Below are 24601 nucleotides of genomic sequence, written 5' to 3' on the forward strand. Positions count from 1 at the left end.
TTGCGCTTCGATACTGTGGAAACCGATTAGCCTTCAAGGAGACGCCGAGCATGTCCGGCCACCCAACCCCGTCCGCCGCGCCCGTCACCGTCCGCGACGCGGTGATCGACCTGCTGCGCCAGTTCGGCATCGATCGCGTGTTCGGCAATCCCGGCTCGACCGAGCTGCCGATGTTCCGCGATTTCCCGTCCGATTTCCGCTACGTGCTCGGGCTGCAGGAGGCCGTCGTGGTCGGCATGGCCGACGGCTACGCGCAGGCGTCGGGCAATGCGGCGGTCGTCAATCTCCATTCGGCGGCCGGCGTCGGCAACGCGATGGGCAATCTCTTCACCGCGTACAAGAACCGCACGCCGCTGATCGTCACCGCCGGGCAGCAGGCGCGCGCGATCCTGCCGTTCGATCCGTTCCTCGGCGCCGCGCAGGCCACCGAACTGCCGAAGCCGTATGTGAAATGGAGCATCGAGCCGGCGCGCGCGCAGGACGTGCCGGCCGCGATCGCGCGCGCCTACCGGATCGCGATGCAGGAGCCGCGCGGGCCCGTGTTCGTGTCGATCCCGGTCGACGACTGGGACCAGCCGGCCGAACTGCTGCCGGCGCGCGATGTGAGCCGTGTCGTGCGGCCCGACCCCGACGCGCTCGCGCGGCTCGGCGACGCGCTCGACGCCGCGCGGCGTCCGGCGTTCGTCGTCGGCGCGGCGGTCGATCGCGCGGGCGCGTGGGACGAAGCCGTGCAGCTCGCCGAGCGGCATCGCGCACGCGTGTACGTCGCGCCGATGTCGGGGCGCTGCAGCTTTCCGGAAGACCATCCGCTGTTCGCCGGCTTCCTGCCGGCGATTCGCGAGAAGATCGTCGCGCGGCTCGACGGGCACGACCTCGTGTTCGCGTTCGGCGCGCCCGCATTCACTTACCACATCGAGGGTTTCGGCCCGCACGTGCCGCCCGGCGCGACGCTCGTGCAGCTCGTCGACGATCCGGGCACGGCCGCATGGACGCCGCAGGGCGACGCGGTCGTCGGCAACCTGAAGCTCGCCGCGCGCGACCTGCTCGCGCGCCCCGCGCCGGCCGAGCGGCCGATGCCGGCTGCGCGCGCGTCGCGCGAGCGCGTCGCGCCGCCGGCTGCCGGCGAGCGCATGTCGGCCGCGTTTGCGCTGCAGACGCTTGCCGACCTGCGCGATGCGCACGACATCGTCGTCGAGGAAGCGCCGAGCGCGCGGCCGGTGATGCAGGACCACCTGCCGTTCACGCGCAGCGGCACGTTCTACACGATGGACAGCGGCGGGCTCGGCTACGGGATGCCGGCCGCCGTCGGCGTCGCGCTCGCGCAGCCGGGGCGGCGCGTGATCGGGCTGATCGGCGACGGGTCCAGCCTGTATTCGATCCAGGCGCTGTGGAGCGCCGCGCAGCTGAGGTTGCCGATCACATTCGTGATCCTGAACAACCGCCGCTACGCGGCGCTGCAGGATTTCGCGCCGGTCTTCGGCTTCGGGCCCGACGATCCGGTGCAGGGCACCGATCTGCCCGATCTCGACTTCGTCGCGCTCGCGGTCGGGCTCGGCTGCCGCGGCGTGCGCGTCGGCGATCCGGCGCGCCTGCGCGACACGCTGGCCGACGCGCTGCGTGCGACTGCGCCGGTCGTCGTCGAAGTCGAAATTGCCTGATGCGCGCCGCGCGTCTTTCCGGAGAAACCATGCAAACCGTATCGATGCTGATCGGCGGCGAACGCCGCCAATCGTCCGACGGCGCGATCTTCGCGCGCCGCAACCCGCTCGACGGCGAGATCGCGTCCGAAGCGCCCGCATGCACCGTCGACGATGCGCGTGCGGCGGCCGATGCGGCCGCCCGCGCGTTTCCCGAATGGGCCGCGCTCGGCCCCGGCGCGCGGCGCGCGCTGCTGCTGAAGGCGGCCGACGCACTCGACGCGAAGCGCGAGCGGTTCGTCGCGGCGATGGCGGCCGAGACGGGCGCGTCGGCGCTGTGGGCGGAATTCAATGTGCAGCTCGCGGTGAGCGGGCTCGTCGAGGCCGCGTCCCTGACCACCCAGGTCGGCGGCGAACTGATTCCGTCCGACGTGCCGGGCTCGCTCGCGATGGGCGTGCGCCAGCCGGCCGGCGTCGTGCTCGGCATCGCGCCGTGGAACGCGCCGGTGATCCTCGGCACGCGCGCGCTTGCGCTGCCGCTCGCGTGCGGCAATACGGTCGTGCTGAAGGGCTCGGAGCTGTGCCCGGTCACGCACGGGCTGATCGTCGAGGCGCTGCAGGACGCCGGGCTGCCGCCGGGCGTCGTCAACTTCGTGACGAACGCGCCCGACGATGCGGGCGCCGTCGTCGAAGCGCTGATCGCGCATCCGGCCGTGCGCCGCGTGAACTTCACCGGGTCGACGCGGGTCGGCCGGATCGTCGCCGAAGCGTGTGCGCGCCATCTGAAGCCGTCGGTGCTGGAACTCGGCGGCAAGGCGCCGCTCGTCGTGCTCGACGATGCGGAGCTCGATGCCGCGGTCGCGGCCGCCGCGTTCGGCGCGTTCGCGAATTCCGGGCAGATCTGCATGTCGACCGAGCGGATCGTCGTGGATGCGTCGATCGCCGATGCGTTTGCCGCGAAGCTCGCCGACAAGGCCGCGTCGCTGCCGCTCGGCGATCCGCGCCGCGGGCCGGTCGTGCTCGGTTCGCTGATCGATGCGAAGGCCGTCGAACGCTGCAACGCGCTGATCGACGATGCGCTCGCGCACGGCGCGACGCTGCTGTGCGGCGGCAAGGCCGACAGCACGCTGTTCCCGGCGACGCTGCTCGACCACGTGACGCCCGCGATGCGGATCTATGCGGAGGAATCGTTCGGTCCGGTGAAGGGCATCGTGCGCGTCGACGGCGAGGAGGCGGCGATCCGCTGCGCGAACGACAACGCGTTCGGCCTGTCGTCGGCCGTGTTCAGCCGCGACGTCGCGCGTGCGCTGCGCGTCGCCGCGCGCATCGAGTCGGGCATCTGTCACGTGAACGGCCCGACCGTGCACGACGAGGCGCAGATGCCGTTCGGCGGCGTGAAGGACAGCGGCTTCGGCCATTTCGGCGGCAAGGCCGGCATCGCGGCGTTCACGGACCTGCGCTGGATCACCGTGCAGACCGCGCCGCGCCACTATCCGTTCTGAGAGGCCGTCGACGATGAGGATCGCAATTCTGGGCGCGGGCGCGATGGGCTCGCTGTTCGGCGGGCTGCTCGCGGAAAGCGGCGAGGAGGTCACGCTGATCGACGTCAACGACGCGCATCTCGATGCGATTCGCCGCGACGGGCTGCGCATCGACGACGATCGCGGCGAGCGCCGTATCGATACGTTGCAGGCGCTGCGGCCCGACGCCGCGAATGCGTCGGCCGGCACACCGTTCGAGCTGCTGATCGTCTTCACGAAGTCGCTGCACACGCGCAGTGCGCTGGACGGCGTGCGCGCGCTGCTGACGCCGCACACGCATGTGCTGACGCTGCAGAACGGGCTCGGCAATGTCGAGACGCTGAACGCGTTCGTGCCGCTCGAGCGGATTCTGGTCGGCGTCACGACGTGGCCGGCCGATCTGGCCGGGCCTGCGCACGTGCACTCGCACGGCGCGGGCACGATCCGCATGATGACGGCCGACGGCGCGGCGAGCCCGTTCGCGGCGGCGGTGGCCGACGCGCTGTCGCGCGCGGGGCTCGCCTGCACGCTCGATGCGGACGTGTGGGCCGCGATCTGGGAGAAGGTCGCGTTCAACGCGGCGCTCAACACGCTGTGCGCGGTGACGCGCTGCACGGTCGACCAGCTCGGCGAGCATCACGACGGGCCGCGCCTCGCGCAGGCGATCGTCGCCGAGACGGCCGCCGTCGCGCGGGCGAAGGGCATCGCGGTCGACGCCGCGCGCATCGCACGCAACGTCGAACATGCGATCCGCGAACATCGCGGCCATCGCCCGTCGATGCTGCAGGACGTGCTCGCGGGCCGTCGCACCGAGATCGACGCGATCAGCGGCAAGGTGGTCGCCGCCGCACGCGAGGTCGGGCTGGCGGTCCCGCATACCGAAACGATGCTGGGCCTGGTGCGTCTGATCGACGCGCAAGCGGGCTGAGCGTCACGCCGGCGGCCGGCTTGCGCCGCGCGACGAGACACAAGAGCGCCGGGCATGGCCACGGCGCCGGATCGTCATCTCGCCCTGCACGAGGCTGGCGTGCGGGGCACGGGGTCCGGACCGGCGCGGCAGCGCCGGCCCGGGCCGATCGGGAAGCATCGGAAGGAGACAGGATGAAAGCACTCGATTGCCGCAGTTTTGCTGCGCACGGCATGCGCACGGTTCCGCCGCGCGCGGGATGGAGGCACGCATGAGCACGCGCGACGACTCCACCGCGCCGGCCGTCGACATCGGCGCGACGCTCGACGACGGTCCATTTACGACGATGCAGAAATGCGTGGTGCTGCTGGCCGCGCTGTCGATCGTGCTCGACGGCTTCGACGGCCAGTTGATCGGCTTCGCGATTCCGGTGCTGATCAAGGAATGGGGCATCACGCGCGGCGCGTTCGCGCCGGCGGTCGCGGCCGGGCTGATCGGGATGGGAATCGGCAGCGCCTGCGCGGGGCTCGTCGCCGACCGTTTCGGCCGGCGCGGCGCGGTGCTCGGCAGCGTGTTCCTGTTCGGCGCGGCGACCTGCGCGATCGGGCTCGCGCACAACGTCGAGACGATCGCCGCGCTGCGCTTCGTCGCCGGCCTCGGCATCGGCGGCGCACTGCCGACCGCGACCACGATGACCGCCGAATACACGCCTGCCCGGCGCCGCACGATGATGGTCACCGCGACGATCGTCTGCGTGCCGCTCGGCGGCATGCTGGCCGGGCTGTTCGCACACGAGGTGCTGCCGCGCCACGGCTGGCGCATGCTGTTCTTCGCAGGCGGCGCGCTGCCGCTGGTGCTCGGCTTCGTGCTGGCGGCGGCGCTGCCGGAATCGCCGCGCTACCTCGCGCGGCGCCCCGCACGCTGGGCCGAACTCGGCGCGCTGCTGGCGCGCATGAAGCGTCCGGTCGTGCCGGGCACCGTGTTCACCGACCTGAGGGATGCGCATGCGCACGGCGGCAGCGGCGGGTTCCGCTCGCTGTTCGCGGGCGGCCAGGCGCGCGACACGATCGCGCTGTGGTGCGCGTTCTTCATGTGCCTGCTGGCCGTGTATGCGGCATTCAGCTGGCTGCCGACGATGCTCGCCGCGAGCGGGCTGAGCGTGTCGGTCGCCGGCGCGGGGCTCACCGCGTACAACCTCGGCGGCGTGATCGGCGCGCTGCTGTGCGCATGGACGATCGCGCGCGTCGGCTCGCGCTGGCCGCTCGTGCTGTGCAGCATCGGCGGCGCGGCGAGCGCGGCGTGGCTGATGGGCGTCGATGCGGGCAGCCATACGAGCTGGCTGATCGTCGGGCTCGGCGCGCACGGCCTGTTCGTCAACGCGGTCCAGTCGACGATGTATGCGCTTTGCGCGTACATCTACCCGACGGCGGTGCGCGCGACCGGCACCGCGAGCGCGCTCGCGTTCGGCCGGCTCGGTGCGATCCTCAGCGCGTTCGCGGGCGCGTTCGTGATCACGACGGGCGGCGCGACCGCCTATCTGACGATGCTGGCCGTCGCGATGGGCATCGTCTGCGTCGCGCTGCTGGTCGTGCGGCGGCATATCCCGAAGCTGTCGCGCGAGCCGGCGCGGCCGCGCGAGCGGGAGGAGCTGGTCCGCACGTCGTCGTGACGGCGGGCGTCGCGCGTGCGTTGCGTATTCGCGCCGCCTGCCGGATGCCGCCGGGTGCCGCCCGGCGGCGGCTTCGCGCGTTACAGCGTGGTGCGTACGTGCCAGAGCTCGGGGAACAGCACGACGTCGAGCATCTTGCGCAGATAGGGCGCGCCGCTCGTGCCGCCGGTCCCCTGCTTGAAGCCGATGATGCGCTCGACGGTCGTCACGTGCCGGAAGCGCCACTGGCGGAACGCGTCCTCGAGATCGACGAGTTCCTCGGCCATCTCGTATAGTTCCCAGTGCTGTTGCGGATGCCGGTACACCTCGAGCCACGCGGCCTCGACGGTTTCGTCGTGCTGCGTCGGCTGCGTCCAGTCGCGCTCGAGCCGCGACGGCGCGATCGGGAAGCCGCGCCGCGCGAGCAGGCGCACGACTTCGTCGTAGAACGACGGCGCGTCGAGCGTCGCGCGCACCTGTTCGAGGATGTCGGGGCGGTGCGCGTGCGGCTGCAGCATCTGCGCGTTCTTGTTGCCGAGCAGGAATTCGAGCTGCCGGTACTGGTACGACTGGAAGCCCGACGACTGGCCCAGATACGGCCGCATCGCCGAATACTCGGACGGCGTCATCGTCGACAGCACGTTCCACGCCTGCACGAGCTGCTCGAGGATGCGCGACACGCGCGCGAGCATCTTGAACGCGGGCGGCAGCGCATCGCCGCGCACCGCGTCGAGCGCGCCGCGCAGCTCGAACAGCGCGAGCTTCATCCACAGCTCGCTGGTCTGATGCTGGATGATGAACAGCATCTCGTTGTGATCGGGCGACAGCGGGTGCTGCGCATTCAGGATCGCGTTCAGCGACAGGTAGTCGCCGTAGCTCATCGACTTCGAGAAATCGAGCTGCGCGTTGTGCCAGCCGGCTTGCTCGCCGACGTCGCCCGGCACGTGCGGCGCTTCGTGCGTACCTTGCGCGCGTGCGCCCGAGAACGGGCAGCCCGCCGGCGCGTCGTTGCCGGGCGGCTGCATATGACCAGAATTCACGACTGTCTCCAGGATTGAATGACGGGGGCGCGGCGCGCGCTGCTCGCGCGCCGGCGGCAGCCGGCGATCAGGTCACCGCGCCGCGCTCGGCGAACTCGGGCGCCTTCCACGCGTCGGTGTCGAGGATCTCGCGCAGCGTCTCGACCGCGTCCCACACGTCGACGAAGCGCGTATAGAGCGGCGTGAAGCCGAAGCGCAGCACGTACGGCTCGCGGTAGTCGCCGATCACGCCGCGCGCGATCAGCGCCTGCATCACTTCGTAGCCGTGCGGATGCTCGAAGCTCGCCTGCGAGCCGCGCTGGTGATGCGCACGCGGCGTGACAAGCTTCAGCGAGCGGCCCGCGCAGCGCGCCTCGACCAGCGCGACGAACGCGTCGGTCAGCGCGAGCGACTTGCGGCGGATCGCGTGCATGTCGGTCTGCAGGAACACGTCGAGCCCGCATTCGACCATCGACATCGACACGATCGGCTGCGTGCCGCACAGGAAACGCGCGATGCCCGGATCGGGCGCGAAGCCCGGCTGCATCGCGAACGGCGCGCGGTGGCCCCACCAGCCGGACAGCGGCTGCGAGAAATGCGCATGGTGGCGCTGCGGCACCCACACGAATGCGGGCGAACCGGGGCCGCCGTTCAGGTACTTGTAGGTGCAGCCGACCGCACCGTCCGCGCGCGCGCCGTTCAGGTCGACCGGCACCGCGCCGGCCGAGTGCGCGAGATCCCACAGCATCAGCGCGCCCGCGTCGTGCGCGAGCTGCGTGACGGCCGGCATGTCGTGCATGTAGCCGGTGCGGTAGTTCACGTGCGTGATCATCGCGACCGCGGTGTCCGTGCCGAGCGCGGCGGGCAGGTCGGCCGGATCGTCGATCAGGCGCAGTTCGTAGCCGCCGCCGAGCTGTTCGATCAGCCCTTGCGCGATATACAGGTCGGTCGGGAAGTTCGAGCGTTCCGATACGATCACGCGGCGCTCGGGCGCGCGTTCGGCCTGGTGGCGCAGCATCGCCGACAGCAGCTTGAACAGGTTGATCGAGATCGTGTCGGTCACGACGGTTTCGCCGGGCGCGCCGCCGATCAGCGTCGCGAGCTTGTCGCCGAGGCGGCGCGGCAGCGCGAACCAGCCGGCCGTATTCCAGCTGCGGATCAGGCCTTCGCCCCATTCGGCGCCGATCACCTGCTGCGCGCGGGCGGCCGATGCGCGCGGCTGCGCGCCGAGCGAGTTGCCGTCCAGATAAATTACGCCGTCGGGCAGCGCGAACTGGTCGCGCAGCGGGGCGAGCGGGTCGTCGCGGTCGAGCGCGAGCGCGTCTTCACGGGTCTTGATCATGATGTGGGGGCGTGAGTCGGAGTGGTCAGGCGGCGCGGGCGGGCAGCGTGCGCAGCACCGCGCGCACGGGGCTCGCATCGAGCGTCGAGAATTTCAGCGGCAGCGCGATCAGTTCGTAGTCGCCGGGCGGCACGTCGTCGAGCACGATGCCTTCGAGGATCGCCATCCGGTGCGCGCGCACGCGGTGATGCGCATCCATCGTCTTCGATTCCTGCGGATCGAGCGACGGCGTGTCGATGCCGATCAGCTTCACGCCGTGCGCGGCAAGCAGGTCGACAGTCTCCGGCGCGACCGCGCAGAACGCGCTGTCCCATTGCTCGACACGCGCCCGCGCATAGGTGCGCAGCAGCACGCGCGGCGGCACGCCGGCGAGCGCGGTCGCGACGTCGGCCGGCCGCACGACCGGCGATGCGCCGATGCAGTGGATCACGCGGCACGGACCGAGATAGGTATCGAGCGGCACGGCGCCGATCGGCGCGCCGTCGGCGTCGTAGTGCAGCGGTGCGTCGCAGTGCGCGCCCGTGTGCGGCGACAGCGTGAGCCGCGCGACGTTGACGGGCGAGCCGGCTTCCATGCGCCACACGCGCTCGACGGAAACCGGCGTGTCGCCCGGCCACACGGGCGTGGCCGGGCTGACGGATGGGGAGATATCCCAGAGTGTGTCCATGACATGACGGATCGGTGAATCGATCCTTCGAATGATAGGCGGACGCTCGCAGAAAGTGCTTGCGAAATAGACATGGACAATCCGCCGGATTGGCAGATAATTCGAATCAGAGGGAAAAGGGGGACCAAAAATGCACGCGATCACGCTCGACGCCACCGACTGCCGGATTCTCGCGGTATTGCAGGAGGAGGGCCGAATCAGCAATCTCGACCTGGCGGAACGGATCTCGCTTTCGCCATCCGCCTGCCTGCGCCGCATGCGCCTGCTCGAGGAGCAGGGCGTGATCGAGCACTATCGCGCGTGCCTGAGCCGCGAGAAGCTCGGCTTCGAGCTCGAGGCGTTCGTGCAGGTGTCGATGCGCAACGAGGAAAACCAGTGGCACGAGCGGTTCGCGGAAGCGCTGCGCGAATGGCCGGAAGTGGTCGGCGCGTTCGTCGTCACCGGCGAAAGCCACTACCTGCTGCGCGTGCTCGCGCACAACCTCAAGCACTATTCGGATTTCGTGCTGAACCGCCTCTACAAGGCGCCGGGTGTGATGGACATCCGTTCGAACATCGTGCTGCAGACGCTGAAGGACGAGGCGGGCGCGCCGGTCGGGCTGGCGCGCACCGGGGCGATCAAAGCGGTGTGAGGCCGTGGAAGCCGCCGCCGTGGAACACCAGCGGCGGCGCGGCGTTCGGCATGCGCACGCCGCAGCGCTCCACTTCGCCGACGAAGATCACGTGGTCGCCTTCGTCGTAGCGGCTGCGGTTGTGGCACTCGAACCACGCGAGCGCGCCGTCGAGCACCGGCATCCCGGAGTTGCCGGCCGCGTGCGCGATGCCTTCGAAGCGGTCGCCCTTATAGCTCGAGAAGCGCTTGCACAGGTCGAGCTGCGACGCGGCGAGCACGTTCACCACGTAGTGGCTGTTGTTGCGAAACACCGGCGTCGACGCCGACCGGTGCGCGAGGCTCCACAGCACCAGCGGCGGATCGAGCGACACCGAGTTGAACGAGCTCGCGGTGATGCCGATCAATTGCCCGGACGGCGCGCGCGTCGTGATCACCGTCACGCCGGTCGCGAACTGGCCGAGCGCCTGGCGGAAAGCGGCCGAATCGAAGTCCGGCGGAGTGGCATGGCTCATCGGGCGGCGATCCGGGACGAAACGGGCGGGCGCGACGCGCGGCGGCAGCGCGCGCGGCGGACGAAAGGCGACAAGGCGGTCGGTTGGAATGGAATGCGCATGGCCCGATTTTAGCGGAATCGAGGCCGGCGGGCCCGCCGCCGGCGGCGCTGCGCGGCGTCAGCGTGACGTAGCGAACACAGCGGGGCGGTCGGTCGGCGCGTGCCTGCCGCGCTATCGCGCCGCAGCAAGGCCGAGCGACAGCGCGCCCGTCAGGATCAGGCTCGACGCCCACACCGTGTCGAGGTTGAACCAGCTCCGCGACACGAACTTCAGCCCGAGGTACCGGTACACGAGCCACGCGAGCGCACCGCCGGCCGCGATCATCGCGCTCGCGTGCGCGGCCGCGACGACGAGCGCCATGCCGAGATGCGCATCGACGAGCGCGGCCGCGGCGCGATGGCCGGCGTCGGCGTCGAGCCCGCACAGCCCGAGGTAGATCGGCACCAGCATCAGTCCCGCGCCATGCGCGATCGCGACCGCGAACGACCACAGCCCGAGCCGCGCCGGCGCGATCCGCGCGAGCGCGCGCGGATGCCGGCGGCGGATCAGCAGCAGCGCGCCGAAGCCGATCACGAGCGCGCTCGCGCCGATCCGTATCGCCGACTGCCACGCGAGCAGCGCGGCGAGCAGCCCGAACGGCAGCATCACCGCGAACACCGCGAGCGCATGCCCGAGTGCGAGATAGCCGAGCGCCGCGACCAGCGCGCCGCCGCGGCGCGTCATCAGCGCGTTCGACACCGCGAGCGGCCAGCCCATCGCCGGGTTGAGCCCGTGATAGACGCCGCTCGCGAGCACGGCCGCCCACAGTGCGAACTGCGGCACGGCCGGCGTCTGCAGGATGCCGCTCAACGTCCGACCGACGGATAGCAGAACGAGTCGGTCGAGCAGTCGCCGCCTTCGAGCCGGATCTGGTGCGCGCGATAGCCGTCGGGGAAGTCGACCCAGAAATCGTCGGCGAGCGTCAGCCCGCCGTCGGGCCCCGCGTGCGCGAGCACCTGCGCGGCCGGCACGCCGTCCGGATAGAACTGGTCGTCCCACGTCGAGTAGAGCGAGTTGGTCCAGTACACGCGGCGCCCGTCGCGGCTGATCTCGACCATCTGCGGGCCGCCCGCGAACGCGCGGCCGTTCGAATGCGGCGTGCGGCGCACGATGCCGCCGATGCGGACCGAGCCGGCGAGCACCGGACGATGCGGATCCGACACGTCGTACTGGCGCATCTCGCCGGTGCCCCAGCACGACACGTACAGGAAGCGATCGTCGAGCGACAGGTCGATGTCGGTCACGAGCGGCGGCACCGCGCCGAACGCTTTTAGCAGCGGCGGCAGTTCGTCGGCCGCGGCCGGTTCGGGCGGGATCGTCGCGGTTTTCTTCACATGGAATTCGCCGCCCTCGCGCCACCAGGTCCAGATCGAGCCTTCGAGCGTGGTTGTATCGACCACCACGCCGACGAACCCGTATTCGCGCACCGGATCGTGCGCGGGCCGCACCTCGAGCGCCATCTGATGATGCGCGCCGAGATCGATCGTCTGCACGTTGCGCCGTGCGCGCAGGTCCCAGAAATGCAGCCGGTGCCCGTATTTGTTCGCGAGCAGGTCCTCGGGCACGATGCCGTTCTCGAACTGCGGCGGCAGCGCCCATTCGCTCGACACCATGTAGTCGCGCGGCAGGTTCCACCAGAAGTCGTAGTGCTTGTCCTGCGGGCCGCGATCGATCTCCCAGCGGCCGAGCACGTCGAAGCTCTCGCAGTCCATGATGAAGATGCCGGGCGCGCCGTCGGTGCCGTCCTTGCCTGCGCCGCCGAGCGTGCTCACGTAGATGCCCTCCGGGCCGCAGTGCACGGTGTGCGGACGCGAATAGCCGGTCTTGCGGAAGATCTCGTCGGGCTCGACGATCTTGTGGATGCGCGCCTGGGTCGGATGCGGCTTCGTGTCGATCACGTACACGCGCGACGAGCGCAGGCCCGGGATGATCAGGAAGCGGCGCTCGAGAAACGCGTGGCCCGTCAGCGGCGAAAGCGCCGATGAACACGCGTTCCAGCCGAAGTGGTGGAACTCGTCGCCGGTGTTCGGCATCGTTACCGTGTGCACGATCTTTCCGTAGCCCGGCGAGCCGGGCTTTACGTCGATCACGGCCAGCGCGTCGGGTCTGGAAAAATCGGGGCTCAGCAACAACGTATAGGCGAATGTCTCCGCCGGGGCTTGCATCGCCAGTTCGGGCGAAGCGTGGAACGTCGGGTCAGGCCGCAGGTTCATGGAAAAACCCTCTCGGTTGTGCCGGATTCGGGATCGCGCGGTCAACGGATGGAACGGGGCGCGCGACGCAGACGAGGCGACGATCGGCCGGCCCCGCGATGCGGACGAAATCTGCTAAGGCATGCATATCGATGTTCCGGCGGATGTGGGTGGCATCGGGGGCGGGCATGCATCGGACGCGGCGCCCGGCCGCACGATCGGCGGCGACGGGCGTGCCTAAGTGTAGTCGAGAAACGCGCGGCGGGGCGTGCGCGGCACCGGCGGCGGCCGCAGGAAGGAACCGTGTCGGACTATCGCCGCGCGCGACCGGCGGGGTGCGCGCACGAGTGAGATACTTGCCGCAGTGCCGTTGCCGGCGAAGGGTCGGATGCGGCGAGACGAATCGGGGGCGCCGGCGCGTATGCGCGTCGCCGCCTGTCATCAACGTGGTGTGGAACGGGATGGTGAACGAAATGCTTGAAACCGCGACTTTGGGAGGCGGGTGCTTCTGGTGCACAGATACATCAAATCTCTGTAAGTATTGATTTTTAAACACTATTTTTCAGATACCTATCTGGTTTTGGCTAATTTTTGGTGAAAAATCCTGCTTTTCACCATGTCCCGTAGGGTGGGTGCTTGACACCCATACACCTTCCGAAACCTACCAAAACAGCCCATAGAACCGTTCTGACGGTTCAGGGCTGGTCTACCTATCTTGGCAGACCTAGAAGGTCTTACAGGCTCTTTGAGAGCCTTGAAAATCAATCTCTACATAGATTTCTTCTCGGGGACTTGAAATAGCCGTGGGCGTTTAAACGCCAGGCTATTTCCTATAATTGGAAATCTCTCCCTTGAAAATTCATTCGTATGGATTTTCAAAAACAAGAAAGCCACCTAATCGGTGGCTTTATATTTTGAGTGAGGAAAATTTATTTTCTGAACAAATCAATGACATTGTCGAAATCCTTGTGTTTGCCTTTGTAAATTATTTCAGGATTGAAAAGGTAGTAGTTAGAAGTTCCTCGTTTGAGTTTCTTGATAACCTCCTTCTCTACAAGAACCTTTAAAGCCTTTGACACATTGGATATGTTAATTCCAAGGTGTTCGCTGATTTCTTTTTGGGTTATGTGTATGTAGTTCTCGAAGTCAGTTTTTCCCATAAGGTAAGCCAAAACATTCCATTGTTCGCCAGTTAAACCTAGTTTTGATAGTTGAATAATACTCTCTTGTAAGCCCACGATATAATCTCCTCTTGTCCATTTTAATTTCTTGGGAACCAAAACATTCGCCCATTCGGACGATTTAAATTCATTACCTGAATTGTCTACATAATTTCCATTTTCTAGCTGTTTTATCTTCTTTGTTTGAACTGCCATATAAGCTCCTATTTGGTAAATATACCATCAATATATGGTTTATTTACCAAATGTCAAATCTGTAAATACTTATTTGTCTAGTATCTTCATTTTCCTCTTCTTGTATTATTTAAAGAGGGCTTCGAAAAATTGGTTTCTATACATATAAATTGGTGGAAATCGATACCAGGTGAACCTATACCATTGTGGGAAAGTGTTGGTAATCTGTTGTAAACTCGCAGAGTTTTCAATAGATTATCAATACGGTGTCGCTCTGCGACATTTCCACAATTAGTGAACTAGATAGATTTTCAAAGTCTACATTTTCAATAATAGGAAATAGCCTGGCGTTTAAACGCCCACGGCTATTTCAAGTCCCCGAGAAGAAATCTATGTAGAGATAGATTTTCAATGTAGCGATTTTCAAAAACAAGAAAGCCACCCGGAAGGTGGCTTTTCTTTCTCGAAAGAACATTCGTTCTTGTTGCGAGTCAAGCTCGCTCTCCTACGGAGTTCACCTATCAAAATCAAATGACCTAGACCTCTGGTATTGTGCTTTATCACGAGCTTCTGCGAGTGCTAATTGACCGCTCATTTCAGCAATCTTGTAATCAAGTGCTATGGATTGAGCTTTTGATAGGTTTGGAGCTTGGCTTTTCATTCCAAGTTCACCTAGTTTCTTCTTGATACTCAATGAAGATAAATCATGAACCTTGCTATCAATCATCGTTTCTTCAAGGGCTTCTGAAAATCTTCCAGCATGAGACTCAAACTGGTTACTTTTTTCTCCAAATTCATCACTTGATTTTGATATTTCACTACTTCTTTTATCAAGTTCGCTACTGATTGATTTTGCTTCTCCAAGTGCTTCATCAAATTTATTTCTAACTCTGTCATTTAATTCTCCTGTATTGGTATGAAGTAAAGGTTTTTGTCTGGACTCACTTGTGAGTTTATTAACTGCTCCTTCGTGATTACCTGATATCGAACTCCGTTCATGGTGTCTATTCTGACCTTGGGAATTTGATTTTTCTGATAGAGAAGTATCATTGAGCCTACGGCTAATATTCCTATTATTACCGAGGCTTGAATTAACAGAATGCTCCATTTGGTTTCCTGTACTTCCTCTTTGAAAGGTTTTGTTATTGTACGAAATTCTTTTTTCAACAAGTTTGGTAAGTTCTTCTCGATCTCGCTGGCAGTCATTTTTACTATACGCTCTTTCTCGATCAGAGCTTTCTGCTCGCTCTCTAACAATTTCTTTGTAAGACTGCTGATTTCCTTGCTCATAAATTCCACCTCTTAAACGAATATTTTTACCTTCTGTTTGAATACTTATATAGTCCTTGCCAACACGAGACAATATAAAACCGTTTTCTTGGAGTGTTGAAATCATCTCTTCACGGCTATTTATCAACCCGTTTCCTACCATAGACTTTAACTGGTTATCTAGTTCTTGCTTACTGGATAAATTTCCAAATGGTTGATTTCTAATCAAAGCCTTCTGTTCTTCGTGACTATATTTGGTTGCTCCTATCTCTGGATTTCTAACAACCTGCTCAAAGCCATATTTAAAATTCTCGGTTCTCTGAAATAAATCCTTCATTTTTTCATGCCCTGGGGGCATGGGATTAAATGCCTTGCCTGTTTCTAAATCTACCTTGTTGACTACATAGTGAATTTCATTGTTGCCGTGGGCAACATACAAGGCATTAAATCGACCTTCCATTCCAGGCATAAAGGTCTTCTCGAAACTGGAAATTAACTCTTGCTTTTGCTGGTCTGTTAATTTCTCTCCTTCTGCCAATGAGATAACACCAGATAGATACTTACTTGAAAATCTATCGCATAGGTCTTTACCTATCTGCTTGGTTAGTTCTGGATCTCCTTTTAAGACCTCTGGTTTACTATCTCTATCATTTCCCTTCCAGTTCTTTTCTGAAAGCAAATAATTAACGGCATTGGAAACGGAGTTTCTACCAGTTGAGAAATTTTTAACTATCACTTCAAATTCCTGATTTCATCCAAAATCTCCTTATAGGTTCTCTCGATTTCTATCAATGAATTTAGAACCTCGGAATTTATCTGGAATGAATAGGTGGTGTTTACCTTGTGTGCTATCTGGTTCAAATTTGAACCTTGCTTTTTGAACTCATACATTAAAATTCGATATAGGTTCACATACTTATCTTCCATTTTTACAAGGGACCTGAAATAATCACTCTGCTTGGAGTATCCTAAATCCGTCATTTTTTGGTGGACTAAATCAAGGTCTGTTTGAGATAACCTGATATGAATTCTTCGTTCTAGTTTTTCTTTTGCCATATCTTTTCCGTTGGTTTTAAGGGTTCTAGGGTGAAACCCTAGCAAGGCATAAATGAGACAGAAACCGAAGGTTTGTGTGTCATTTATGTAGCCTTGCTTAATCTACAACTCAAATTAACTCGAATATTCAGAATGTCAACTTAAATGGGATTTCTGGATAGAAACCAGATAGAAGTGAGATAGATATAAAACCAGGTATGAGATTGGAATTAGAACAAACACAAACCAAACACAAATCAAATACAAGTACGGTTATGGATTTGGTTGTAGTTCGAGTTATGGGTATGGGTTGTCAACTATCAAATTTGATAGTTGACATTATTCAGGCATAAAAAAAGACTACCATTCGGTAGCCTTCTTTTATGTCCTGCTAGATAGTTGGGGGTAAAGTTTCCGTGAACTACTATCATTCTTCTGGGAGGTTTGTATAGATTTTGGTAGTTTGCTTATTAGAATGACCTACGGATTTTAATAAATCTTTCTCGGTGGAAATTTCTAATGAAGTATCTTGAATGTGGGTTTCTTCGAACTTCCTGACATTCGCAATACCTAAAATTTCCGTTATGAGAATAGAATTATCTGCTCCTATCTGTTCGATAAACCTACTAATCGATTCTCGTCGTAGGTCATGAAATCGAAGGTGTTTAAGTCCTATTCTTTCCTTGAATTTAACCCATGAACCCTCAAAGCCCGTTATTGTGTATGTGAACAAACGAGCTTGATTTGGTTTCTTCTGGATAGAATTTATCAAGGTTCTGGCTTGTGGTGTTAACCAAACCTTCCTAGGTCTACCTGATTTGGTATGAATTAGTTGAAGGTATTTTTCATTAACTTGCGACCATTCGAGGTTGATAATTTCACTCCTTCGCATAGCAGTTAAAAGCGATAGGAAAGTGATTTGTTTGAGCTCTGGGTTAGAGTATTTATCAAGTTCCTCAAATAGCAGTTTTTCATCTTCCTTGGATAACCGAAATTCTCTCTTGGTTATCCGATTTGAAATTAGTTCTCTATCATAGCCGTCAACAGGATTGGTAAAGGTATTGAACTGGGGGTCAATAAATCGCAGTTTCTTGAAAAACTTGTTAAGGCAAGTTATTTCACGGCTTAATGAAGATTTCTTAATTCCAAGTGCTAACCGTGCTTTTACATAGGAATTGATTTCAATAGGTGTTATTTCAGAAACCTTCAGATCTCCAAATTTCTTCTTTGTTTTTGGGGAAATCATGCCAAGAACACCAGTAAAATTCTTGGTAAGGTCTGGTTTGATTTCTATCTCTGTTTTTTTGATAGTTCGATAGAAAGAGAGGGTGTTATAAACCGTCCTATTTGAGAGATAGGTAGACCTATCTCTGGTTTCTATATAGTCCTTGGTAAAAATGTCAATATAGGTTGAAATGGGGGGTTCTTTAATGAAGTTTGCTATTGCTTCGGCTTCTTGTTTTTCCTTCTCTGTAATGGAATAGATAAGTTCCTTGCCATTACGAGATTTTGATAGGTTCAAGAACTCGACTGCTTCGTCTAGGTTGTCGAATAACCGATCTGCTTGGTAATCTTTCCGAACAATGCGAACTCGGTATCTTATCTGTGTTGTCTTGTCAACCTTGTTTTTCCACTTGACAATCTGAACCCCACGGGGTAGGGAAGTGCTAGACATAGTGTCTACCTTGTTCTTGGTGGCTAGGAATTTTTGGCAAATCTTTGGTGAAATTTTACCAAAAAACAGCCTTTTGGTGAACTTTGGAGGTTCCCTTTATGGAAAATATCGTTAAAAATCAACTAGAAACATCAACCCTCGGTGGTGGTTGCTTCTGGTGCACGGAGGCGGTGTTCCTCGACGTGGACGGCGTGACGGCCGTGCAGTCGGGTTATGCCGGCGGCCATACGCGCAATCCCGGCTATCGAGACGTCTGCGACGGCGACACGGGGCATGCGGAAGTCGTCAACGTGACGTTCGATCCGGCGCGCATCGGTTATCGCGAGATTCTCGAAATCTTCTTCGCGACGCACGACCCGACCCAGCTGAACCGGCAGGGCAACGATGTCGGCACGCAGTACCGCTCGGTCGTGTTCACGCACTCGGATGCGCAGCGCGACACCGCGCTCGACGTGATCCGCGAGCTGGAGCGCGAGCAGGTGTTCGGGCAGCCGATCGTCACCGAGGTGACGCCGCTCGACGGCAACTACTGGCCGGCCGAGGATTATCACCAGAACTATTACGCGCGCAATCCGGGCCAGGGATACTGCTCGGTCGTGATCGGGCCGAAGCTCGCGAAATTCCGCCAGAAGTTCTCGCACCGGCTGAAGTCGCTGCGCGGCGCGTAAGCTGCAGGCGCCCGATCCGGGGTGCTACCTACGCTGCCTCGCCGCGCCACTGCGCGCACGCGGCGGCGATCTCGCGCGCGAGCGCGAGGCACGACAGCGGCGCCGAGCCTTCCGCCTTGTTGTTGATCGTGATGATCACCGGCTGCCCGGCCAGCGCGTAGCGCGCGGCCAGCTCGGCGAGCGCCGAGCGCGTGGCCGGGTCTTCGTCGACGAGCTTGTCGAACGGTTCGTACTTCGCCTTCGCCTGTTCGTACTTGAAGCCGCCGTGCAGGCTCCAGCGCACGATCAGCGGGCCGGGCGCGTCGCCGTCGAGCAGCGCGAGCGCGGCGGCCTGGCGCAGCGGGTCCGGCATGCGCGCGTGCAGCCCGACGCAGTAGCGCACGCCGAGCGCGGCGAGCGCGCGGATGAAGCGCGGCGTGAGCAGGCTCGCGTCGCGAATCTCGATCGCGTAGCGCGGGCCGTCGGCGTCGGACGGCAGCGGCGGCAGCGCCGCGAAGAACGCGGACAGCCGCTCGATCAGCGCGGCCGGTTCGGCGAGCAGCGCGTCGGGCAGCGGCGAGAACTGGAACACGAGCACGCCGGCCTTGCTGCCGAGCCCGTCGAGGCACGGCCGGACGAATTCGTCGGTGGCGAGCTGCGCGTCGAGGAAGGTCGGGTTCGGCCCCGACGGCTCGCCGCGGCGACCGCGCACGACCGCGTCGGTGACCGACGCCGGCGCCTTCACGACGAAGCGGAAGTCGTCCGGCACCTGCTGCGCGTAGCGCAGGTAGTCGGCGACGGACAGCGGGCCGTAGAACGAGCGGTCGAGGCTGACGCTTTTCAGCAGCGGATGCGCGCCGTACGCCTCGAGCCCTTCGCGCGACAGTTTCGTCTGCGCGAAGTCGCCGTCGTAGACAATGCCGTTCCAGCCGGGGAAATACCACGACGACGTGCCGAGCCGCACGTTCGGCGGCAGGCCGGCCGCCGCGGCGGCGACGTCGGCCGAGACCGGCGCGGGCGCTACGCCGCGCCGGCGCTTGCGTTGTTTCGAGGCGGGCGGCGGGGCAGGGTCGTCCCACAGCATGCCGGTGGACGGCGGCGGGGGGGCGTCGTGGGTGCGAAGCGCCCCGTCGGCGGCGGCCGGGGTATCGGGCGACGTGCGGTTGCGTGCGTCCGGACGTGGTGCGGATTCGCCGTCGCGATCGTCCGGTGTTACGCGTGCGCGCGAATTCGCACGGGCGCCGGCAGGGCCCGGCGGCGCGGCGCGCGCGTCGTCGGGCGACCCGCCGAACAGGTCGAATTGCCCATCGGCGTGCGCGTCGTCGCGTTGCTGTCGCTCCGGCGGCGTCCTGCGCCGCGTCCTGCCGTCACCCATGCCTGCCCAGCGTGAAGCGCCGCCTAGCGCGGCAGCGCGTGTTCGTACATATAGCGCCGCGACCACGGCAGCGTTTTCGCGCTGCGTCCGGCCTTGCGGCACACGATCTGGAAGATCGACACGTCGTCGTGCTCGAACGCATACGCGCAACCGGCGAGGTACACGCGCCAGATGCGGAATTTTTCGTCGTCGACGAGCTTTCTCGCTTCCTCGGCCTTCGCCTCGAAGTTCTCGGTCCAGATGTCGAGCGTGCGCGCATAGTGCCGCCGCAGGCTTTCGACGTCAACCGCTTCCAGTCCGCCGCGCTGCGCGGCTTCGAGCGCGAGGCTGATGTGCGGCAGCTCGCCGTCCGGGAACACGTAGCGGTCGATGAATTCGCCGCCGCCGAGCGCCGTTTCGCCGCTTTCCGCATCGGTCGACGTGATCCCGTGGTTCATCGCGATGCCGTCGTCGACCAGCAGTTCGCGAATCCGCGAGAAGTAGAGCGGCAGGTTCTTGCGGCCGACGTGCTCGAACATCCCGACGCTTGTGATGCGGTCGAACTGGCCTTCGATTTCGCGGTAATCCTGCAGGCGGATCTCGATCTGGTCCTGCAGCCCGGCCGCTTTCACGCGTTCGGTCGCCAGATCGAACTGGTTCTGCGACAGCGTCACGCCGAGGCACTTCGCGCCGAACTTCTGCGCGGCGCGCAGCACCAGCGCGCCCCAGCCGCAGCCGATGTCGAGCAGGCGCTGGCCCGGTTCGAGCCGGATCTTGGTCAGGATGTGGTCGATCTTCTTGATCTGCGCGGTCGCGAGATCCTCGTCGCCGTTCTCGAAGTACGCGCACGAGTACACCATGTTCTCGTCGAGCCACAGCTTGTAGAACTCGTTCGAGACGTCGTAGTGATACTGGATCGCCTTCTTGTCGGAGCTCTTCGAGTGATTGAAGTAGCGCTTCACGCGCGCGAGCTTGCTGGCGCTCGTGACCGTGCTGCGAGCGAGCGAGTAGCCGATGTTGATGATGTCGGACAGCTTGCCCTCGATGTCGATCTTGCCCTTCACGTACGCCTCGCCGAGATTGTCGAGGCTCGGTTCGAGCAGCAGCGGCAGCGCCGACGCGCTGTTGACCTTCAGCGTGACCTGCGGCGCGGCGAACGTGCCGAAGTCGAGTTGATTACCGTTCCACAGTACGAGGCGCGCCGGTATGTTCGCCGTCGTCCGTACTTCGTCCGCCCACTGTGCCAGCTTCTTTTCCCAGAACATTTGGATTCTCCGTTTGTTCGTTGAATCGAATACAGCCAAGTATCTTGACCGGCGCCCGTTCCGAAGCGGGCGCCCGGATGCAACCCGGGACACGACCGGCACGACGCCGGCGTCGCGCTTACGGCGACAGGCGCGAGATCGTCCAGCCCTGCGCGGCATCGGTGCCGCGCGTGTAGAGCAGGCGGTCGTGCAGTCGCGACGGGCGACCCTGCCAGAACTCGATCGAGTCGGGCACGACGCGGTAGCCGCCCCAATGCGGCGGGCGCGGCGGGTTGTCGCCGTAGCGTTCGGCAATGGCCTTCTCGCGCGCTTCGAGCGTCGCGCGGCTGTCGATCACCGCGCTCTGCTCGGACGCCCACGCACCGATGCGCGAGCCGAGCGGGCGCGACGCGAAATAGCGGTCGCTTTCGTCGGCGCTGGTCTTCTCGATGCGGCCTTCGATGCGCACCTGGCGCTCGAGCTCGATCCAGTAGAACAGCAGCGCCGCGTACGGATGCGCGGCGAGGTCGCGGCCCTTGCGGCTTTCGTAATTGGTGAAGAAGACGAAGCCGCGTTCGTCGACGCCCTTGATGAGCACGATGCGGGCCGACGGCCGGCCGTCGGCGCCGACGGTGGCGAGCGTCATCGTATTGGGCTCGGGAAGCTTGGCGGCGAGCGCCTCCTTGAACCAGCGGTCGAACTGGGCGAACGGGTCGGGGGCGGCATCGGCTTCGTCGAGCGAAGCGCGCGAATAGTTGATGCGGAGATCGGCGAGAGTCGTCATGTTATGCAAACGCTTCAATCGGGGGCCAGTATAGCGAACGCCGAAGAATCGTGCGTGCACAGTGGCGCGTGCGGGCGGGGAGATCAGGCAAAATAGAAGGCTGTACGACTTACGTTTTCCTTTCTTCCATGTCAGCCGCCGACGCTTTCCCGCCCAGTTCTTCCGATCTTACCCCGAGCCCGACAATCCAGCTTGACGTGGATCGCGAGCGGCGCTTCGGCGGCATCGCGCGGCTCTACGGCGCGCCGGCGCTCGCCGCGTTCGAGCGCGCGCACGTCGCGGTGATCGGGATCGGCGGCGTCGGATCGTGGAGCGCCGAGGCGCTCGCGCGCAGCGCGATCGGCGAGTTGACGCTGATCGACCTCGACAACGTCGCGGAGAGCAACACCAACCGGCAGATCCACGCGCTCGACGGCAATTACGGCAAGCCGAAGGTCGACGCGATGGCCGAGCGGATCGCGCTGATCGATCCCGCGTGCCGCGTGAACTGCATCGAGGATTTCGCGGAGCCCGACAACTTCGACGCGCTGCTCGGCGGCGGCTTCGACTATGTGATCGACGCGATCGACAGCGTGCGCACGAAAGTCGCGCTGATCGCGTGGTGCGTCGCGAAAGGGCAGCCGCTGATCACCGTCGGCGGCGCGGGCGGGCAGCTCGACCCGACGCGGATCCGCATCGACGATCTCGCGCTGACGATTCAGGATCCGCTGCTGTCGAAGGTGCGCGCGCAGCTGCGCAAGCAGCACGGCTTCCCGCGCGGGCCGAAGGCGCGCTTCAAGGTCGGCGCCGTGTATTCGGACGAGCCGCTGATCTATCCGGAGGCGGCCGCGTGCGACATCGAGGACGGTGCCGAGCCGTCGACGGCCGCGCATGTCGCGGGGCTGAACTGCGCGGGATTCGGTTCGAGCGTGTGCGTGACCGCGAGCTTCGGTTTCGCGGCTGCCGCGCATGCGCTGCGCGCGATCGCGGCGCGGGCGGCCGGTCAGGCGGCGGCGCAGCGGACGGCAGGAGCGGGGCAATGACGCAGCGCGGGAACGGCGCTGCTGGATCGCGACGGCGGTGACGGCGGCGGCGCCACGCACACGCGTCGCGCCGGAGCGGGCAGGTACGTCGAATGCGCGCCGCCACGCGCGCACGACGACGGCACTGTCGAGCACCGGGCCGGGTGTCGGCCGCCCGGCCGCCGCGCCGCTCAGTTCAGCGCCATGCTCAGCTTGCGCCGCCACGCGGCGACGAGCTCGGGGCGATCGCCGGCCAGCTCGAACACCGAGATCATCGTGCGGCGGCCCAGGTCGTCGCCGTACGCGCGATCGCGCAGGACGATTTCCAGCAGCTGCTCGAGCGCGCCTTCGTACGCGCGCCGCGCGATCAGGCTCTGCGCGAGATCGAAGCGCGCGTCGAGATCGCCGGGGTTCGCCGCAATGCGGGCTTCGAGCGCGTCGGTCGGCGGCAGGTCGGCCGTCGCGTCGAGCGCGTCGAAACGGGTCTTGATCGCCTGGTAGCGCGGATCGGCACCCTGCACGGTCTGCGGCGACAGGCGCTCGGCCTCGGCGCGCGCGTCGTCGACGCGGTTGCTCGCGAGCAGCAGCTCGATCAGGTCGAGCCGTGCGTCGTCGAAGCCCGGGTTCAGCGCGAGCGCGGCTTCGAGGTGCGCGCGGGCCTCGTCGACGCGCGATTCGGCCAGTGCGAACTGCGCGGCGCGGCGCTCGGCTTCCTCGGGCGCCGGCAGCAGCCGGTCGAGGAATGCGCGCAGCTGCCCTTCGGGCAGCACGCCGACGAACTGGTCGACCGGGCGGCCGTCGGCGAAGGCGATCACGTGCGGGATGCTGCGCGTCTGGAAGTGCGCGGCGAGTTCCTGGTTCTCGTCGACGTTGACCTTCACGAGCTTCCAGCGGCCTTCGTAAGCGGCTTCGAGCTTCTCCAGCAGCGGGCCGAGCGTCTTGCACGGGCCGCACCACGGCGCCCAGAAGTCGACCAGCACGGGCGTGTCCAGCGACGCCTCGATGACGTCTTTCTCGAAAGTGGCAAGCGTGGTGTCCATGTCGTTCTCTGCGGTTCGAATGTCGTCGGATTTGGGGGCGGTGCGCCCGTTTTTCAACGCGGCTTCGCTTCCGGCAGCGGAATCCACTCGGTTTCGCCGGGCACCGTGCCCATTTCCTGGCGGGTCCAGGCTTCCTTCGCACGCGCGATCGCGTCGCGGCTGCTCGCAACGAAATTCCACTCGATGAAACGCTCGCCGTCGATCTTGTCGCCGCCCAGCAGCATCGCACGCGCGCCGCTGCCGCTCGTCAGCGCGACGCTCGCGCCCGGCGCGAGCACGGCCATCTGCTCGGCCGCCACCGGCGTGCCGTCGATCGCGAGATCGCCGTCGACGACGTAGACCGCGCGTTCCTCGTGCGACGCGTCGAGTTCGATGCGGCCGCCGGCCGCGAATTCGGCGGCGACGTACAGCGTGCGCGAGAAGGTCGTGACGGGCGAGACGAGCCCGAACGCGTCGCCGGCGATCACCGTCAGCGACACGCCGTTTTCGTCGCGCCTGGGCAGCGTCGCGGCCGGGTGGTGCTCGAACGACGGTTCGACGGTCTCGTGCGCGCGCGGCAGTGCGACCCAGGTCTGGATGCCGTGCACCGTGTGGCCGCTCGCGCGCTGCGCGTCGGGCGTGCGCTCCGAGTGGACGATGCCGCGGCCGGCCGTCATCCAGTTCACGTCGCCCGGCACGATTTCCTGCCGCGAGCCGAGGCTGTCGCGATGCAGGATCGCGCCGTCGAACAGGTAGGTGACGGTCGCGAGCCCGATATGCGGGTGCGGGCGCACGTCGAGCCCCGTGCCGGCCGGCAGCGTCGCGGGCCCCATGTGGTCGAAGAAGATGAACGGGCCGACGAGGCGTGCGGCGAGCGCGGGCAGCGTGCGGCGCACCTGCAGGTTGCCGATGTCGCGCACGTGCGGCTTCAGCAGGGCTTTGATCGGGTCGGTCATGGCGGATCCTGTGAGGGCGGCTGCGATGCGGGTCATTGTACTGGCCGGCCGCGTCCGGCGCGCGTCGCGTCTCCGATGCTGCGCTGCGGCGCGCGCCGCCGATTCCACGCCCGTTGCGCGGGTAT

At 63.4% G+C, this 24601-nt stretch carries 22 protein-coding genes; 7 read left to right on the forward strand and 15 right to left on the reverse strand.

Going from position 1 to position 24601, the window contains the following annotated elements; genetic code table 11:
* Window positions 1-50: 50 nt before the first annotated feature.
* The 4 genes from mdlC to BST28156_RS13105 all read left to right on the forward strand — a co-directional run bounded on the left by mdlC (window position 51) and on the right by BST28156_RS13105 (window position 5733).
* The gene (gene mdlC / locus BST28156_RS13090) at window positions 51-1658 is read left to right on the forward strand and encodes a benzoylformate decarboxylase (protein ID WP_174902377.1); all 1608 of its coding nucleotides are present in this window, start codon (window positions 51-53) and stop codon (window positions 1656-1658) included.
* Window positions 1659-1687: 29 nt separating this feature from the next.
* The gene (locus BST28156_RS13095) at window positions 1688-3139 is read left to right on the forward strand and encodes an aldehyde dehydrogenase (protein WP_060245200.1); all 1452 of its coding nucleotides are present in this window, start codon (window positions 1688-1690) and stop codon (window positions 3137-3139) included.
* 13 nt (window positions 3140-3152) lie between these two features.
* Entirely contained in the window at window positions 3153-4085 is a 933-nt protein-coding gene (locus BST28156_RS13100) for a ketopantoate reductase family protein (RefSeq protein WP_174902378.1), read from the forward strand.
* A gap of 250 nt (window positions 4086-4335) precedes the next feature.
* A complete protein-coding gene (locus BST28156_RS13105) occupies window positions 4336-5733 on the forward strand; it encodes an MFS transporter (protein ID WP_060245229.1) in 1398 nt (465 codons plus the stop codon).
* A gap of 80 nt (window positions 5734-5813) precedes the next feature.
* On the opposite strand, the gene kynA is transcribed toward BST28156_RS13105, so the two are convergent.
* From kynA to kynB, 3 genes are all read right to left on the reverse strand, one after another.
* Complete coding sequence (gene kynA, locus BST28156_RS13110) at window positions 5814-6737, reverse strand: tryptophan 2,3-dioxygenase (RefSeq protein WP_174902398.1); 924 nt, start codon at window positions 6735-6737, stop codon at window positions 5814-5816.
* A gap of 82 nt (window positions 6738-6819) precedes the next feature.
* Complete coding sequence (kynU, locus tag BST28156_RS13115) at window positions 6820-8073, reverse strand: kynureninase (protein ID WP_437341287.1); 1254 nt, start codon at window positions 8071-8073, stop codon at window positions 6820-6822.
* A 25-nt stretch (window positions 8074-8098) separates the two neighbouring features.
* Window positions 8099-8740: an arylformamidase gene (gene kynB, locus BST28156_RS13120; protein ID WP_060245197.1), complete on the reverse strand. Its 642-nt coding sequence runs from the start codon at window positions 8738-8740 to the stop codon at window positions 8099-8101.
* Between the two features lie 130 nt (window positions 8741-8870).
* Between kynB and BST28156_RS13125 the strand changes: the two genes are divergently transcribed.
* On the forward strand, window positions 8871-9371 hold the full coding sequence (locus BST28156_RS13125; protein ID WP_006477992.1) for an Lrp/AsnC family transcriptional regulator: 501 nt from the start codon (window positions 8871-8873) through the stop codon (window positions 9369-9371).
* Here BST28156_RS13125 and BST28156_RS13130 read toward each other — a convergent pair.
* From BST28156_RS13130 to BST28156_RS13160, 7 genes are all read right to left on the reverse strand, one after another.
* Window positions 9358-9864: a flavin reductase family protein gene (locus BST28156_RS13130; protein ID WP_009688848.1), complete on the reverse strand. Its 507-nt coding sequence runs from the start codon at window positions 9862-9864 to the stop codon at window positions 9358-9360. The genes BST28156_RS13125 and BST28156_RS13130 overlap by 14 nt on opposite strands.
* Window positions 9865-10077: 213 nt before the next feature.
* Complete coding sequence (locus tag BST28156_RS13135; protein ID WP_374991872.1) at window positions 10078-10746, reverse strand: hypothetical protein; 669 nt, start codon at window positions 10744-10746, stop codon at window positions 10078-10080.
* Between the two features lie 5 nt (window positions 10747-10751).
* On the reverse strand, window positions 10752-12158 hold the full coding sequence (locus BST28156_RS13140) for a selenium-binding protein SBP56-related protein (RefSeq protein ID WP_174902380.1): 1407 nt from the start codon (window positions 12156-12158) through the stop codon (window positions 10752-10754).
* A gap of 908 nt (window positions 12159-13066) precedes the next feature.
* Window positions 13067-13513, reverse strand: a complete 447-nt coding sequence (locus tag BST28156_RS13145; protein ID WP_174902381.1) for a MarR family transcriptional regulator — start codon at window positions 13511-13513, stop codon at window positions 13067-13069.
* 493 nt (window positions 13514-14006) lie between these two features.
* Entirely contained in the window at window positions 14007-15497 is a 1491-nt protein-coding gene (locus tag BST28156_RS13150; protein WP_174902382.1) for a relaxase/mobilization nuclease domain-containing protein, read from the reverse strand.
* The gene (gene mobC / locus BST28156_RS13155) at window positions 15494-15817 is read right to left on the reverse strand and encodes a plasmid mobilization relaxosome protein MobC (RefSeq protein ID WP_174902383.1); all 324 of its coding nucleotides are present in this window, start codon (window positions 15815-15817) and stop codon (window positions 15494-15496) included. Before mobC ends, BST28156_RS13150 begins: the two co-directional genes overlap by 4 nt.
* A 406-nt stretch (window positions 15818-16223) precedes the next feature.
* Entirely contained in the window at window positions 16224-17318 is a 1095-nt protein-coding gene (locus BST28156_RS13160; protein WP_174902384.1) for a site-specific integrase, read from the reverse strand.
* Between the two features lie 251 nt (window positions 17319-17569).
* On the opposite strand from BST28156_RS13160, the gene msrA reads away from it, so the two are divergent.
* Window positions 17570-18139, forward strand: a complete 570-nt coding sequence (gene msrA, locus BST28156_RS13165; protein ID WP_174902385.1) for a peptide-methionine (S)-S-oxide reductase MsrA — start codon at window positions 17570-17572, stop codon at window positions 18137-18139.
* Window positions 18140-18167: 28 nt separating this feature from the next.
* On the opposite strand, the gene BST28156_RS13170 is transcribed toward msrA, so the two are convergent.
* The 3 genes from BST28156_RS13170 to pdxH all read right to left on the reverse strand — a co-directional run bounded on the left by BST28156_RS13170 (window position 18168) and on the right by pdxH (window position 21500).
* Complete coding sequence (locus tag BST28156_RS13170; RefSeq protein ID WP_174902386.1) at window positions 18168-19493, reverse strand: DUF72 domain-containing protein; 1326 nt, start codon at window positions 19491-19493, stop codon at window positions 18168-18170.
* A 23-nt stretch (window positions 19494-19516) separates the two neighbouring features.
* Window positions 19517-20737 (reverse strand): class I SAM-dependent methyltransferase, encoded by a 1221-nt coding sequence (locus BST28156_RS13175; RefSeq protein WP_060245193.1) that lies wholly within the window; start codon window positions 20735-20737, stop codon window positions 19517-19519.
* Window positions 20738-20855: 118 nt separating this feature from the next.
* Window positions 20856-21500 (reverse strand): pyridoxamine 5'-phosphate oxidase, encoded by a 645-nt coding sequence (gene pdxH, locus BST28156_RS13180; RefSeq protein ID WP_060245192.1) that lies wholly within the window; start codon window positions 21498-21500, stop codon window positions 20856-20858.
* A gap of 128 nt (window positions 21501-21628) precedes the next feature.
* Here pdxH and tcdA point away from each other — a divergent pair, with 128 nt between their 5' ends.
* Window positions 21629-22522 carry a tRNA cyclic N6-threonylcarbamoyladenosine(37) synthase TcdA gene (tcdA, locus tag BST28156_RS13185; protein WP_174902387.1) on the forward strand — a complete coding sequence of 298 codons (894 nt, stop codon included), beginning with the start codon at window positions 21629-21631 and terminating at the stop codon, window positions 22520-22522.
* Between the two features lie 170 nt (window positions 22523-22692).
* Here tcdA and trxA read toward each other — a convergent pair whose 3' ends face one another.
* Complete coding sequence (trxA, locus tag BST28156_RS13190; protein WP_060245190.1) at window positions 22693-23541, reverse strand: thioredoxin; 849 nt, start codon at window positions 23539-23541, stop codon at window positions 22693-22695.
* 53 nt (window positions 23542-23594) lie between these two features.
* Window positions 23595-24476, reverse strand: coding sequence for a pirin family protein (locus BST28156_RS13195; RefSeq protein ID WP_174902388.1), 882 nt, complete (start codon window positions 24474-24476; stop codon window positions 23595-23597).
* Between the last annotated feature and the right edge of the window lie 125 nt (window positions 24477-24601).

The sequence above is a fragment of the Burkholderia pseudomultivorans genome (genome assembly GCF_902499075.1).
In the GTDB taxonomy this organism is placed as follows: domain Bacteria; phylum Pseudomonadota; class Gammaproteobacteria; order Burkholderiales; family Burkholderiaceae; genus Burkholderia; species Burkholderia pseudomultivorans.

Bases quoted from the DNA above. Each gene is read 5' to 3' on its own strand.
- mdlC (WP_174902377.1), top strand. From the start codon at position 51: ATGTCCGGCCACCCAACCCCGTCCGCCGCGCCCGTCACCGTCCGCGAC.
- BST28156_RS13095 (WP_060245200.1), top strand. From the start codon at position 1,688: ATGCAAACCGTATCGATGCTGATCGGCGGCGAACGCCGCCAATCGTCC.
- BST28156_RS13100 (WP_174902378.1), top strand. From the start codon at position 3,153: ATGAGGATCGCAATTCTGGGCGCGGGCGCGATGGGCTCGCTGTTCGGC.
- BST28156_RS13105 (WP_060245229.1), top strand. From the start codon at position 4,336: ATGAGCACGCGCGACGACTCCACCGCGCCGGCCGTCGACATCGGCGCG.
- kynA (WP_174902398.1), bottom strand. From the start codon at position 6,737: ATGCAGCCGCCCGGCAACGACGCGCCGGCGGGCTGCCCGTTCTCGGGC.
- kynU (WP_437341287.1), bottom strand. From the start codon at position 8,073: ATGATCAAGACCCGTGAAGACGCGCTCGCGCTCGACCGCGACGACCCG.
- kynB (WP_060245197.1), bottom strand. From the start codon at position 8,740: ATGGACACACTCTGGGATATCTCCCCATCCGTCAGCCCGGCCACGCCC.
- BST28156_RS13125 (WP_006477992.1), top strand. From the start codon at position 8,871: ATGCACGCGATCACGCTCGACGCCACCGACTGCCGGATTCTCGCGGTA.
- BST28156_RS13130 (WP_009688848.1), bottom strand. From the start codon at position 9,864: ATGAGCCATGCCACTCCGCCGGACTTCGATTCGGCCGCTTTCCGCCAG.
- BST28156_RS13140 (WP_174902380.1), bottom strand. From the start codon at position 12,158: ATGAACCTGCGGCCTGACCCGACGTTCCACGCTTCGCCCGAACTGGCG.
- BST28156_RS13145 (WP_174902381.1), bottom strand. From the start codon at position 13,513: ATGGCAGTTCAAACAAAGAAGATAAAACAGCTAGAAAATGGAAATTAT.
- mobC (WP_174902383.1), bottom strand. From the start codon at position 15,817: ATGGCAAAAGAAAAACTAGAACGAAGAATTCATATCAGGTTATCTCAA.
- msrA (WP_174902385.1), top strand. From the start codon at position 17,570: ATGGAAAATATCGTTAAAAATCAACTAGAAACATCAACCCTCGGTGGT.
- BST28156_RS13170 (WP_174902386.1), bottom strand. From the start codon at position 19,493: ATGGGTGACGGCAGGACGCGGCGCAGGACGCCGCCGGAGCGACAGCAA.
- BST28156_RS13175 (WP_060245193.1), bottom strand. From the start codon at position 20,737: ATGTTCTGGGAAAAGAAGCTGGCACAGTGGGCGGACGAAGTACGGACG.
- pdxH (WP_060245192.1), bottom strand. From the start codon at position 21,500: ATGACGACTCTCGCCGATCTCCGCATCAACTATTCGCGCGCTTCGCTC.
- tcdA (WP_174902387.1), top strand. From the start codon at position 21,629: ATGTCAGCCGCCGACGCTTTCCCGCCCAGTTCTTCCGATCTTACCCCG.
- trxA (WP_060245190.1), bottom strand. From the start codon at position 23,541: ATGGACACCACGCTTGCCACTTTCGAGAAAGACGTCATCGAGGCGTCG.
- BST28156_RS13195 (WP_174902388.1), bottom strand. From the start codon at position 24,476: ATGACCGACCCGATCAAAGCCCTGCTGAAGCCGCACGTGCGCGACATC.